The sequence below is a fragment of the Microbacterium sp. bgisy203 genome (assembly GCF_057706945.1).
On sequence record NZ_JBYIPF010000002.1, the window covers coordinates 471,795 to 484,729 of the forward strand.

Below are 12,935 nucleotides of genomic sequence, written 5' to 3' on the forward strand. Positions count from 1 at the left end.
GCGGGATGCCTCAGATGTAGTACTCGGGGGTCGTGAGGAGCGCCCGCGTGTCCTCGCCGCTCTTGCGCTTGCGGGGCTTCGCCGGAACGCCGACGAGAACCGAGTCCTCCGGGGCGTCGCTCGTGACGACGGCGTTCGCGCCGACGGCGGATCCCGCGCCGATGACGACCGGTCCGAGGATCTTCGCGCCGGCGCCGACCGCCACGCCGTCGCCGAGGGTGGGGTGGCGCTTCCCCGCGTCGCGCGTGCGACCGCCGAGGGTGACGCCGTGATAGAGCATGACGTCGTCGCCGATCTCGGCCGTCTCGCCGATCACGACACCCATGCCGTGGTCGATGAAGAAGCGTCGGCCGATGACGGCGCCCGGGTGGATCTCGACGCCCGTCAGCCAGCGGGTGAGCTGCGACAACGCCCGCGCGGGGAAGCGCAGCCGCCGCGTCCAGAGCCGGTGCGCGACGCGGTACGACCAGATCGCGTGGAGCCCCGAATAGAGCACGGCGATCTCGACGCTGCTGCGCGCAGCCGGGTCGCGGAGCTTCGCGGCCGCGATGTCCTCACGAATGCGCGCGACGGCGCCCCCGATGCCGCGTCCCAGGCGCCCGATCACGCCGCTCATGCGGACACCTTCTCGCTGGACTCTTCGCTGACCTGTTCGCGCAGATCCGCGTACAGCGCCGTGGTGAGGTAGCGCTCTCCGGCATCCGGCACGATCACGACGATGCGCTGCCCCGCCGATTCGGGTCGCTTCGCGATCTCGAGCGCCGCCCACACCGCCGCACCCGCGGACATGCCGGCGAGGATGCCTTCGCGTGCGGCGAGCTCGCGCGCGACGCGCATCGAGTCCTCGAAGGGCGCGTCGATGATCTCGTCCACGACGGAGCGGTCGAGGACGTCGGGCACGAAGTTCGGCCCGATGCCCTGAATGCGGTGTCCCCCCGCGCGGTTTTCGCTGAGGACCGGCGAGTCCGCCGGCTCGACCAGGGCGACCTTCACGCCCGGCACCTCCGCCTTCAGCACCTGGCCGACGCCGGTGACCGTGCCGCCCGTGCCGGAGCCCGCGACGAACCAGTCGATGCGGCCGTCGGTGTCGCGGAGGATCTCCTGCGCCGTCGTCCGGCGGTGGATCGCCGGGTTGGCGGGGCTCTCGAACTGGTGCGCGAGGATCGCGCCCGGCGTCTCCGCGGCGATCCGCTCGGCGGTCTGGACGGCTTCGGTCATCCCCTTGTACGGATCGGTGAGGACGAGCTCCGCCCCGTACGCCTTCAGCAGCGCCCGGCGCTCCTTCGACATCGATGCCGGCATCGTGAGGATCACCCGGTATCCGCGCGCCGCGCCGATGAGCGCGAGCGAGATGCCCGTGTTCCCGCTCGTCGACTCGACGATCGTGCCGCCCGGCTGCAGGGCGCCGGATGCCTCGGCCGCCTCGACGAGGGCGAACCCGAGGCGGTCCTTGACGGACCGCCCGGGGTTGTAGAACTCGAGCTTCGCGAGAACCTCGGCGTGCAGGACCTCGGTGAGCGCGTTCAGCCGGACGAGGGGAGTGTTCCCGAAGACCGTCGTGATGTCGGAGTGGATGCCGGGCACGGGGTCAGACCGCGGCCTCGTCGCGCAGGTTCTCGAACAGCACGGTGGACAGGTATCGCTCGCCGAACGAGGGCACGATGACGACGACGTTCTTGCCGGCGGCTTCGGGGCGCGCGGCGACCTGCAGGGCAGCCCAGATGGCCGCCCCGGAGGAGATGCCGACGAGGATGCCCTCGCGCGTCGCGACCTCGCGGGCCGTCCGCAGCGTGTCGTCGAGCGTGACGTCGAAGACCTCGTCGATGACGCCCTGGTCGAGGATCGGCGGGATGAAGTTCGCGCCGATGCCCTGAATCTTGTGGGGGCCGGCGGTGCCCTTGGTGAGCAGCGGCGAATCGGCGGGCTCGACGGCGATGATCTTCGCGTCGGGCACGCGCTCCTTGAGCACCTGGCCGACGCCGGTGATGGTGCCGCCCGTGCCGATGCCGGCGACGAAGTAGCCGATCTCGCCGTCGGTGTCGCGGATGATCTCCTCGGCGGTGGTCTTGCGGTGGATCTCGACGTTCGCCTGGTTCGCGAACTGCTTCGCGAGGATCGCGCCGGGCGTCTCGGCCGCGATCTCCTCCGCCTTCTCCACGGCTCCCTTCATGCCCAGGGCGGGGTCGGTGAGGACGAGCTCGGCGCCGTAGGCCTTGAGGAGCAGGCGACGCTCGATCGACATCGACGATGGCATCGTGAGGATGACCTTGTACCCGCGGGCGGCGCCGACCATCGCGAGCGCGATGCCGGTGTTGCCGCTCGTGCCCTCGACGATCGTGCCGCCGGGCTGGAGGTCTCCGGAGGCCTCGGCGGCGTCGACGATGGCGATGCCGAGGCGGTCCTTGACCGACGATGCGGGGTTGTAGAACTCGAGCTTCGCGAGCACGGTGCCGGGGAGGCCCTCGCTCACGCGGTTGAGGCGCACGAGCGGGGTGTTGCCGAACGCGCTGGTGATGTCGGTGTGGATGCCGGACATGATCTGCCTTCCTGGCGGGTCGTGGACCGCCCCGCCGCGCCGGTTGCGCCGGGTGAGGCGGACCGCGCGAACCGAGCGGATGGTTCGATGGTGCGAACCAGCCTAAGCGGCGTGTCTATTCCGCGGCCGAATGTGACGCACCGTCACGGGCGGTTCCCGTCGCGCCCGGAGTCGGTCGCGACGCGGCACGTAAACTGGTCCCACCCATGGCCACTTCGCACGATACCGGCGCGCCCGCATCTCTTGCGGTCCTGTTGCGCGACGCCGCGGCGACCCTCGCCCGCGCGGGGGTGCCGACGCCCGATGCGGATGCCGAGCTGCTCGCCGCGCACGTCTTCGGGATCGGTCGCGGCGAGCTGGCCGCCGCCGCGATCCGAGGGGACGCGGCGCCCGCACAGACCGACGACTTCCTCGACCTCGTCGAGCGTCGCGCGGCGCGGGAGCCTCTCCAGCACCTGACGGGTTCCGCTCCGTTCCGCCACCTCGAGCTCCGTGTCGGCCCGGGGGTGTTCGTCCCGCGCCCCGAGACCGAGATGGTCGCGCAGCTCGCGATCGACGCCCTCCGTGCGGTTCCGGATGCCGCACCGATCGGGGTCGATCTCGGCACCGGGTCGGGGGCGATCGCCCTCGCTCTCGCAACCGAGGTGCCGCACGCCGAGATCCACGCCGCCGAGAACGCGGTCGACGCCTTCATCTGGGCGAAGGAGAACGTCGACGCTCTCGCGCCGCACGTCCGCCTGGCGTTCATCGACCTGGCATCCGCCTTCCCCGAACTCGACGGCCGCGTCGCGGTGCTCGTCTCGAATCCGCCGTACGTTCCGGATGCCGCGATCCCGCGCGACCCCGAGGTCCGGTTCTGGGATCCGCCCTCCGCGCTCTACGGGGGAGAGGACGGGCTCGACGTCGTCCGCACGCTCTCCGATGTGGGGCTGCGGCTCCTCCGCCCCGGGGGGACGCTCGTCATCGAGCACGGCGAGTGGCAGGGGCCCGCGATCCGCGAGCTCCTCTCGACGGCCGGGTGGCGTGCGGCGGCGACGCACCCCGACCTCACGATGCGCGATCGGGCCACCACCGCGCTCCGTCCCTGAGAGGGCCGCCGCGTAGACTGGACGGATATGTCTGACCTCTTCGACTGCCGCGACGCCGAGCAGCTGCTCCCCGGCATGCGCAAGGCGCGCCAGGCCATCGGCCGCGGCGAGCTCGTCGTCCTCCCCACCGACACCGTGTACGGCGTCGGCGCCGACGCGTTCAGCGCGGCGGCCGTGCAGCGGCTGCTGGATGCCAAGGGCCGCGGGCGCCAGTCCCCGCCGCCCGTCCTCGTCGCGGGCGTCGCGACGATGCGCGCTCTCGTCGCCGAGGTGCCCCCGCAGGTGGAGCGCCTCGTCGAGGCGTTCTGGCCGGGTGGCCTGACGATCGTCCTCCCCGCCCAGCCGTCGCTGTCGTGGGACCTCGGTGAGACCCACGGCACGGTCGCGGTGCGCATGCCCGCCGAGCGCATCGCCCTCGAACTCCTCGAGGAGTGCGGGCCCCTCGCCGTCTCCAGCGCGAACCTCACCGGTAGGCCCGCCGCGGTCGACGTGGACTCCGCGCGCGCCATGCTCGGCGACAGCGTCTCGGTCTACCTCGACGGGGGCCCCGCGTCGACCGGGGTCGCATCGACGATCATCGATGCGACCGGTCTCGTCGCGGGCGGCACCCGTCCCGTGCGCGTGCTCCGCGAAGGCGCCGTGAGCCGCGCGCAGCTGGGGGAGGTGCTCGGCGATCTGCTGGAGCCCGCCGATCCCGACGCGCCGCTGCTCGGCGACGGAGCGCGAACGGATGCCGGCCCCGCCTAGGGTCGGGCCGCCGCGGAACTCGACCTCATCGTGAAGAACGCATCGTGAAGTACTACCTCTTCATCGCCATCATGACCGCGACCTTCACGCTCGCGTTCACCGCGATCGTGTGGCGTGTGGGGCTGCGGTACCGTCTGTATCCGGCGATCCGCGAGCGGGACGTCCACAAGACCCCGAAGCCCCGCATCGGCGGCGTCGCGATGTACTTCGGTGTCCTCGCGGCGTTCGCCCTGTCGTCGCAGGTCCCGTACTTCTCGATCATCTGGGCGAAGCCGTCGGTGGTGTGGTCCGTGCTCGCCGCCGCGACTCTCATCGTCGTGATCGGCGTCGCCGACGACCTGTGGGACCTCGACTGGACGATCAAGCTGGGAGCGCAGTTCCTCGCCGCGGGGATCGTGGTCGGTTTCGGCGGCTTCCAGATCTTCTATCTGCCCTTCGGCACCCAGCTCGTCGTGTCGAGCTGGGTGAGCTTCGCGCTGTCGGTGCTCGCGATCGTCGTCGTCATGAACGCCGTCAACTTCATCGACGGACTCGACGGGCTCGTCGCCGGCGTCGGGCTGATCGCGAACCTCGTCTTCTTCGTCTACACGTACCTCGTGCTGCGCGACACGGGCGCCTCGACCTACTCGAGCCTCGCGCCGTTCATCGCGGTCGTCCTCATCGGCGTGTGCATCGGGTTCCTGCCTCTCAACTGGGCGCCGTCGAAGCTCTTCATGGGCGACTCGGGCGCGCTGCTGATCGGCCTGCTCATGGCCACGGCGGCGCTCGCGCTGATCGGCAGCCTCGACCCGGCCCTCTTGGGCGACAACAACGCCTTCGGGCGCTCGCAGCTGCTCGGTGCGTTCATCCCCATCGTGCTGCCGGTCGTCGTCGTCCTGCTTCCGCTGCTCGATTTCGGCATGGCGATCATCCGCCGCATGGGCAAGGGACTGTCGCCCTTCTCACCCGACCGCAAGCACCTCCACCACCGCATGCTCGACATGGGGCACAGCGACCGCGACGCCGTCCTCGTCTTCTTCGCGTGGACGGCGGTCATCTCGCTCGGCGTCCTCCTCATGTACATCGGCACGGCGCAGGATTGGGACGCGGGCTACTGGCCGGGCGTCGCGTTCGTGCTCGTGGGCATCGCCGCCTGCATCGCCGTGACGCTCCTCCCGTCGGCATCCCGTGCCGTCCCGCGGGATGCCGCGGATGCCCCGAGCTCTTCCGATGCGTCCGCATCGGTCGATCCTCCGGACTCTCCCACCCATCCCGACGCTCCCGCCCCGAACGAACCGAGGACCGCATGACCGAGGCCCCCGATCCCCGCCGCTCCGCCGCCCCGCCGGCCCCCACCGCGCGGCAGGAGGTGTCGAGCAACCGGCTGTTCCGCGCGACCCTCCTCTGGTCGGCGGGCGCGACCGCCGTGCTCGCGGTCGTCGGCGCCGTCGTCGGCTACGCGGTCGCCGGCACGTCGGGCCTATGGAGCGCGCTGGTGGCGATCCTCCTCGCGGCGGTGTTCCTCGGTCTCACGGCCGGCTCGATCCTCATCGCCAACCGCTGGTACGGCGACCCGCTCTGGGTGCCGATCTTCTTCGGGGCGGTGATGGGCAGCTGGGTCGTGAAGTTCGGGCTGTTCATCGTCGCGCTGCTGGTGCTGCGCGGCCAGGAGTGGCTCAACGGGCCGGTCTTCTTCGTCGCCCTCGTCGTGAGCGTCCTCGCCTCGCTCGTGATCGATGTCGTCGTCATGCTGAAACTGCGCGTGCCGCACGTGGGAGACGTCAGCCTGCCGACGCTCGCGGACGTGGAGGCCGCCGAATCCCGACCGGATGCCGGGGACGGGGAGCCGGGCGCGGACACGGGCGCCCCGCGCGCCTGATAGGCTGTCTCTGCGCCCGTGACCTCAGGTGTGAGAACGCCGAGGACTGTGTGCGCATCGACTTTCACCGACCATCGTCGCCTCGGTTCACGCCGATGCCCCGAAGCTGGAGTCTGCGCTGTTTACCCACGCTGCGACCTTGATCGCCAAGACCGCCGAAGACGGCGGCGAGTTCCACGGACCCTCGATCAACGAGTTCTTCCCTGAGACGCTCTTCAACCTGTTCGGTGTCATCCCGGTCAACCGGATCCACCTGATCCAGTTCCTCGCGACGGCGATCATCGTCCTCCTCTTCTGGCTCGGTACCCGCAACATGCGCGTCGTCCCCGGCACCGACTTCCGAGGCCGCCGCCAGGGCCTGGTCGAGATGGGTCTCGACTTCGTCCGCGTCAACATCGCCGAGGATCTCCTGGGCAAGAAGGACGGGCAGCGCTTCCTCCCGATCCTCACCACGATCTTCTTCATGGTGCTGTTCTTCAACCTGACCGGCATCATCCCGTTCCTGAACATCGCGGGAACCTCGATCGTCGCCGTCCCGTTGCTGCTCGCCGTGGTCAGCTACGCGACCTTCATCTACGCCGGTATCAAGAAGAGCCCGAAGAACTTCTTCAAGAACTCGCTCTTCCCCTCCGGTGTGCCGTGGCCGATCTACATCATCGTGACGCCGATCGAGCTGATCTCGACCTTCGTCATCCGTCCGGTCACGCTGACCCTCCGACTCCTCATGAACATGATGGTCGGCCACCTCCTGCTCGTCCTGTTCTTCGCGGCGACGCAGTTCTTCCTCGTGACCCTGGGCGGATGGTGGTCGGCGCTCGCCGTCGGCTCGCTCGCCTTCGGTTTCGTCTTCACCCTGTTCGAGCTCCTGGTGGCCGTCCTCCAGGCGTACGTCTTCGCCCTCCTCACCGCGGTCTACATCCAGCTCGCGGTGGCCGAGGAGCACTGAGCGGTCGAGGCTCCCGCTTCGCCCATCCCACCCTGAAAGGAAAACCCCCGTGGACGCAACTACGGTTCTCGCCGAGCTTTCCGGCAACGTCGCGACGATGGGCTACGGCCTCGCCGCCATCGGCCCCGCCATCGGCGTCGGCATCGTCGTCGGCAAGACGATCGAGGGCGTCGCCCGCCAGCCCGAGCTGGCCGGCCGCCTGCAGGTCCTGATGTGGATCGGTATCGCCTTCACCGAGGCGCTCGCCTTCATCGGTATCGCGACCTACTTCATCTTCCAGTAATCGCCTCCCGGACTTAAGGAGACAGGATGCTCAAGGCTCTTGTCGCGTACGCGGCGGAGGAGGGGCACAACACCAACCCCCTCATCCCCGCCTGGTACGACATCATCTGGTCGGCGGTCTGCTTCGTCATCATTCTCTTCCTCTTCTGGAAGATCGCGCTGCCGAAGATGCGGGACCTGCTCGACAAGCGTTCGGCTGCCATCGAGGGCAACATCGCGAAGGCGGACGAGGCTCAGCGCAAGGCCGAGGCCGCGCTCGAGGAGTATACGGCGCAGCTCGCCGACGCCCGCAAGGAGGCCGGTGAGATCCGCGATGCCGCCCGCGAGGACGGCAAGAAGATCGTCGCCGAGGCGAAGGACAACGCGACGGTCGAGGCCGCCCGCGTGACCGCCGCCGCCCAGACTCAGATCGAGGCGGAGCGCCAGACGGCGCTCGTGTCGCTGCGCAGCGAAGTGGGCACGCTCGCGCTCGACCTCGCCGGCGGTGTCATCGGTGAGACGCTCTCCGACGACGCCCGAGCCAAGGGCGTGGTGGACCGCTTCCTCGCCGACCTCGAGGCATCCGAGAAGGCCGCCTCGTCGACGGAGGCTGCGAAGTAATGGGAAGCGCGACCACTCAGGCGCTGGCGACCACGGTCGCCGAGCTCACCGCGTCGACCGTCGACGACCTCTCCGTCTCCCGCGAGCTGTTCGCGGCGGCACGGGAGATCTCCGACTCGACGCAGCTGAGCGGCGCGCTCTCGCTGTGGGGCGCGCCGGCCGCGGCGCGCACCCGGGTCGTCGAGACGGTCTTCGCCGGGTTCGGTGAGACGTCGCGGAAGCTCCTGGCATCCGCCGTCTCCGAGCGCTGGTCGTCGACCTCCGACCTGATCTCGGGGATCGAGGAGCTCGCCATCCGTGCGGCCTCCATCGCCTCACCGGGAACGGACGTCGAGGGCGAGCTGTTCCAGGTGGTCCGGATGGTCGCGGCCAACCCGGACCTTGAGCTCGCGCTCGGCAACCGCCTCGCCTCCGCCGAGGCCAAGGGCGCGGTCGTCGAGAAGCTCCTCGGCGGGCGCACCAGCGAAGCGACGACGCTCATCACCTCGCAGCTCGTGCAGCAGCCCCGCGAGCGTCGCGTGCGCTTCCTGCTGACACGGGCGACCGAGCTCGTCGCCGACCAGCGCGGCAGCACCGTCGCCACGGTCCGCGTCGCCGCGCCGCTCGACGAGCAGCAGCGGGGCCGCCTCGCTGAGGCGCTCAGCGAGCGGTACGGCAGCACCGTGACCGTCAACGTCATCGTCGACCCCGCGGTGCTCGGCGGGGTGCGCGTCGAGATCGGTGACCACGTCATCGACGCGACCGTCTCCTCCCGAATCAACGACTTGCGCCAGCGCCTCGCTGGCTGAACCAGAAGGAAAACCATGGCAGATCTCACCATCAGCCCCGACGTCATCCGTGACGCACTGAAGGACTTCGTCGCCGCCTACGAGCCCACGGGCGCGGCGGCGACCGAGGTCGGCACGGTCGTCGACGCGGCCGACGGCATCGCCCACGTCGAGGGCCTCCCCGGCGTCATGGCGAACGAGCTCGTCCGCTTCGCGAACGGTGTCGAGGGCCTCGCGCTGAACCTCGACGAGAACGAGATCGGTGTGGTCGTCCTCGGCGACTTCTCCGGCATCGAGGCCGGCCAGAGCGTCACCCGCACCGGCGAGGTGCTCTCCGTGCCCGTCGGCGACGGCTACCTCGGCCGCGTCGTCGACCCGCTCGGCACCCCGATCGACGGTCTCGGCGACATCGCGACCACCGGCCGCCGCGCCCTCGAGCTGCAGGCGCCCGGCGTCATGCAGCGGAAGTCCGTGCATGAGCCGATGCAGACCGGCATCAAGGCGATCGACGCCATGATCCCCGTCGGCCGCGGTCAGCGTCAGCTGATCATCGGCGACCGCCAGACCGGCAAGACGGCCATCGCGCTCGACACGATCATCAACCAGAAGGACAACTGGGCCTCGGGCGATGTGAACAAGCAGGTCCGCTGCATCTACGTCGCGATTGGTCAGAAGGGCTCGACCATCGCCGCCGTGAAGGGCGCCCTCGAGGACGCCGGCGCGATGGAGTACACGACGATCGTCGCGGCCCCGGCATCCGACCCCGCCGGCTTCAAGTACATCGCCCCCTACACGGGCTCGGCCATCGGCCAGCACTGGATGTACGAGGGCAAGCACGTCCTCATCATCTTCGACGACCTGTCGAAGCAGGCCGAGGCCTACCGTGCCGTCTCGCTCCTCCTCCGCCGCCCGCCGGGCCGCGAGGCGTACCCCGGCGACGTCTTCTACCTGCACTCGCGTCTGCTCGAGCGCTGCGCGAAGCTCTCCGACGAGCTCGGTGCCGGTTCGATGACGGGTCTTCCCATCATCGAGACGAAGGCCAACGACGTCTCGGCGTACATCCCGACCAACGTGATCTCGATCACCGACGGCCAGATCTTCCTGCAGTCCGACCTCTTCAACGCCAACCAGCGCCCTGCGGTCGACGTCGGCATCTCGGTGTCGCGCGTCGGCGGTGACGCGCAGGTGAAGTCGATCAAGAAGGTCTCGGGAACGCTGAAGCTCGAGCTCGCCCAGTACCGGTCGCTCGAGGCGTTCGCGATGTTCGCCTCCGACCTCGACGCGGCCAGCCGCCGTCAGCTCGAGCGCGGCGCACGCCTCACCGAGCTCCTCAAGCAGCCGCAGTACTCGCCGTACCCGGTCGAGGAGCAGGTCGTCTCGATCTGGGCCGGCACCAACGGCAAGCTCGACACGATCGAGGTCGAGGACGTGCTCCGGTTCGAGCGCGAGCTGCTCGACTACCTCAAGCGCAACACGACGATCCTCACGACGCTCCGTGACACGAACGTCCTCGACGACGACGCCGCCGCCGAGCTCGAGAAGGTGACGGATGCCTTCATCCTGGAGTTCCAGGGCGGCAAGGGCCAGTCGATCGACAAGCCGGGCCACGAAGAGGTCGCGGCCGCGCACGAAGAAGACGTGAACCAGGAGAAGATCGTCAAGGGCCGCCGCGGCTGAGGCCGCGGGACCGTTTCCTGAGACAGAGAACATGGGCGCACAACTCCGGGTCTACAAGCAGAAGATCGCTTCTGCTCAGACGACCAAGAAGATCACGAAGGCGATGGAACTCATCGCGGCTTCGCGCATCCAGAAGGCGATGGCGCGCGTCCGCGCGTCGTCGCCCTTCGCGCGGGCCGTGACGCGGGCCGTCGCCGCCGTGGCGACGCACTCCAACGTCCAGCACCCGCTCACCACCGAGCGCGAGGTGATCCGCCGGTCGGCGGTCGTCATCTTCGCCTCCGACCGCGGCCTCGCCGGCGCGTTCAACTCGCAGATCCTCCGGGAGGGTCTCGAGCTCGGAGAGCTGCTGCGGCTGCAGGGCAAGGATGTCGTCTACTACCTCGTCGGTCGCAAGGCCGTCGGCTACTTCCAGTTCCGGCGCATGGCGTCGGCGGGGGAGTGGGTCGGCGACACCGACACTCCGCACTTCAACACCGCCGAGCAGATCGCAGGGGCCCTGCTGGATGCCTACGACCGCGGCGGCGACGAAGAGGGCGGCGTCGACGAGATCCACCTCGTGTACAACCGCTTCATCAGCATGATGACCCAGGAGCCCGAGCGGGTGCGCCTGCTCCCGCTCGAGGTCGTCGAGGCCGACGAGACCGAGGCCGCGAGCAGCGGACCTGCGCAGGTCTACCCGCTCTACGACTTCGAGCCGAGCCCAGAGACGGTGCTCGACGCGCTCCTTCCGGTGTACGTGCAGAGCCGCGTGTTCAACGCGCTCCTGCAGTCGTCGGCCGCGAAGCACGCCGCGACCCAGAAGGCGATGAAGAGCGCCAGCGACAACGCCGACAAGCTCATCACCGATTACACCCGCCTGCGCAACAACGCACGCCAGGCCGAGATCACTCAGCAGATCGCCGAGATCGTCGGCGGCGCCGACGCCCTCTCGTCCGGCTCCTAATCCGGCAACTGACCACACCGAAAGAGACAGACAATGACTGCCACCGCCACTGCCGACAAGGCCGAGACGACGGTCGTCGGGCGCGTCGCACGCGTCACCGGCCCGGTCGTCGACATCGAGTTCCCGCACGATGCGATCCCCGACATCTACAACGCGCTGAAGACGACGATCACGATCGGCGACGACTCCACCGAGATCACGCTGGAGGTCGCGCAGCACCTCGGCGACGACCTCGTGCGCGCCATCTCGCTGAAGCCGACCGACGGCATGGTCCGCGGCCAGGAGGTGCGCGACACCGGCGGCCCGATCTCGGTGCCCGTCGGCGACGTCACCAAGGGCAAGGTCTTCAGTGTCACCGGTGACATCCTGAACCTCGAGCCCGGCGAGCAGGTCGAGATCACGGAGCGCTGGGGCATCCACCGTCAGGCTCCGAACTTCGACCAGCTGGAGTCGAAGACCCAGATGTTCGAGACGGGCATCAAGGTCATCGACCTGCTGACCCCGTACGTCCAGGGTGGGAAGATCGGCCTGTTCGGCGGCGCGGGCGTCGGCAAGACCGTCCTCATCCAGGAGATGATCCAGCGCGTCGCGCAGGACCACGGCGGCGTGTCGGTGTTCGCCGGTGTCGGCGAGCGCACCCGTGAGGGCAACGACCTCATCCACGAGATGGAGGAGGCGGGCGTCTTCGACAAGACCGCACTCGTCTTCGGCCAGATGGACGAGCCGCCGGGGACGCGCCTTCGCGTCGCCCTGTCGGCGCTGACGATGGCGGAGTACTTCCGCGACGTGCAGAAGCAGGACGTGCTGCTGTTCATCGACAACATCTTCCGCTTCACGCAGGCCGGCTCCGAGGTGTCCACCCTCCTCGGTCGCATGCCCTCCGCGGTCGGCTACCAGCCGAACCTCGCCGACGAGATGGGTGTGCTCCAGGAGCGCATCACCTCGACGCGTGGTCACTCGATCACCTCGCTCCAGGCGATCTACGTGCCCGCCGACGACTACACCGACCCGGCCCCGGCGACCACCTTCGCCCACCTCGACGCCACCACCGAGCTCTCGCGTGAGATCGCGTCGAAGGGTCTGTACCCGGCCGTCGACCCGCTGGCCTCGACCAGCCGCATTCTCGACCCGCGTTACATCGGTGCCGACCACTACCGTGTCGCCACCGCCGTGAAGCAGATCCTGCAGAAGAACAAGGAACTGCAGGAGATCATCGCGATCCTCGGTGTCGACGAGCTCTCCGAAGAGGACAAGGTCGTCGTGTCGCGCGCGCGCCGCATCCAGCAGTTCCTCTCGCAGAACACCTACATGGCGAAGAAGTTCACGGGCGTCGAGGGCTCCACGGTCCCGATCAAGGAGACCATCGAGTCGTTCGACGCGATCGTCAAGGGTGACTACGACCACGTCGCCGAGCAGGCGTTCTTCAACGTCGGCGGCATCTCCGACGTCGAGGAGAAGTGGGCGAAGATCCAGAAGGAGAACAGCTGA

At 69.1% G+C, this 12,935-nt stretch carries 14 protein-coding genes; 11 read left to right on the top strand and 3 right to left on the bottom strand.

Features of this window, described 5'->3' with window-relative positions; genetic code table 11:
* Window positions 1-10: 10 nt before the first annotated feature.
* Genes epsC through cysK (AC3ENQ_RS05525) form a run of 3 tightly spaced genes read right to left on the bottom strand, consistent with a single transcriptional unit; the run spans window position 11 to window position 2,536 of the window.
* Window positions 11-616 carry a serine O-acetyltransferase EpsC gene (gene epsC / locus AC3ENQ_RS05515; protein WP_431802478.1) on the bottom strand — a complete coding sequence of 202 codons (606 nt, stop codon included), beginning with the start codon at window positions 614-616 and terminating at the stop codon, window positions 11-13.
* The gene (cysK, locus tag AC3ENQ_RS05520; protein WP_431802480.1) at window positions 613-1,584 is read right to left on the bottom strand and encodes a cysteine synthase A; all 972 of its coding nucleotides are present in this window, start codon (window positions 1,582-1,584) and stop codon (window positions 613-615) included. The genes epsC and cysK (AC3ENQ_RS05520) overlap by 4 nt, the downstream gene beginning before the upstream one ends.
* Before the next feature lie 4 nt (window positions 1,585-1,588).
* A complete protein-coding gene (cysK, locus tag AC3ENQ_RS05525) occupies window positions 1,589-2,536 on the bottom strand; it encodes a cysteine synthase A (protein ID WP_431802482.1) in 948 nt (315 codons plus the stop codon).
* Window positions 2,537-2,742: 206 nt separating this feature from the next.
* On the opposite strand from cysK (AC3ENQ_RS05525), the gene prmC reads away from it, so the two are divergent.
* The 11 genes from prmC to atpD all read left to right on the top strand — a co-directional run bounded on the left by prmC (window position 2,743) and on the right by atpD (window position 12,935).
* Window positions 2,743-3,624 (top strand): peptide chain release factor N(5)-glutamine methyltransferase, encoded by an 882-nt coding sequence (prmC, locus tag AC3ENQ_RS05530; RefSeq protein WP_431802484.1) that lies wholly within the window; start codon window positions 2,743-2,745, stop codon window positions 3,622-3,624.
* A 27-nt stretch (window positions 3,625-3,651) separates the two neighbouring features.
* Window positions 3,652-4,371: an L-threonylcarbamoyladenylate synthase gene (locus AC3ENQ_RS05535; RefSeq protein WP_431802486.1), complete on the top strand. Its 720-nt coding sequence runs from the start codon at window positions 3,652-3,654 to the stop codon at window positions 4,369-4,371.
* 44 nt (window positions 4,372-4,415) lie between these two features.
* A complete protein-coding gene (locus tag AC3ENQ_RS05540) occupies window positions 4,416-5,660 on the top strand; it encodes an MraY family glycosyltransferase (protein ID WP_431802488.1) in 1,245 nt (414 codons plus the stop codon).
* Window positions 5,657-6,229, top strand: coding sequence for a Cg1360 family ATP-synthase-associated protein (locus tag AC3ENQ_RS05545; RefSeq protein ID WP_431802490.1), 573 nt, complete (start codon window positions 5,657-5,659; stop codon window positions 6,227-6,229). Before AC3ENQ_RS05540 ends, AC3ENQ_RS05545 begins: the two co-directional genes overlap by 4 nt.
* Before the next feature lie 139 nt (window positions 6,230-6,368).
* Window positions 6,369-7,175 carry a F0F1 ATP synthase subunit A gene (gene atpB, locus AC3ENQ_RS05550; protein ID WP_431802492.1) on the top strand — a complete coding sequence of 269 codons (807 nt, stop codon included), beginning with the start codon at window positions 6,369-6,371 and terminating at the stop codon, window positions 7,173-7,175.
* Between the two features lie 49 nt (window positions 7,176-7,224).
* Window positions 7,225-7,458, top strand: coding sequence for an ATP synthase F0 subunit C (gene atpE, locus AC3ENQ_RS05555; RefSeq protein WP_067163287.1), 234 nt, complete (start codon window positions 7,225-7,227; stop codon window positions 7,456-7,458).
* A 26-nt stretch (window positions 7,459-7,484) separates the two neighbouring features.
* Window positions 7,485-8,057, top strand: a complete 573-nt coding sequence (locus tag AC3ENQ_RS05560; RefSeq protein WP_431802494.1) for a F0F1 ATP synthase subunit B — start codon at window positions 7,485-7,487, stop codon at window positions 8,055-8,057.
* Window positions 8,057-8,845, top strand: coding sequence for a F0F1 ATP synthase subunit delta (locus tag AC3ENQ_RS05565; protein ID WP_431802496.1), 789 nt, complete (start codon window positions 8,057-8,059; stop codon window positions 8,843-8,845). Before AC3ENQ_RS05560 ends, AC3ENQ_RS05565 begins: the two co-directional genes overlap by 1 nt.
* A gap of 15 nt (window positions 8,846-8,860) precedes the next feature.
* On the top strand, window positions 8,861-10,501 hold the full coding sequence (gene atpA / locus AC3ENQ_RS05570; RefSeq protein ID WP_431802498.1) for a F0F1 ATP synthase subunit alpha: 1,641 nt from the start codon (window positions 8,861-8,863) through the stop codon (window positions 10,499-10,501).
* A 31-nt stretch (window positions 10,502-10,532) separates the two neighbouring features.
* Window positions 10,533-11,447, top strand: a complete 915-nt coding sequence (locus AC3ENQ_RS05575) for a F0F1 ATP synthase subunit gamma (RefSeq protein WP_431802500.1) — start codon at window positions 10,533-10,535, stop codon at window positions 11,445-11,447.
* A gap of 33 nt (window positions 11,448-11,480) precedes the next feature.
* Window positions 11,481-12,935, top strand: coding sequence for a F0F1 ATP synthase subunit beta (gene atpD / locus AC3ENQ_RS05580; RefSeq protein ID WP_431802502.1), 1,455 nt, complete (start codon window positions 11,481-11,483; stop codon window positions 12,933-12,935).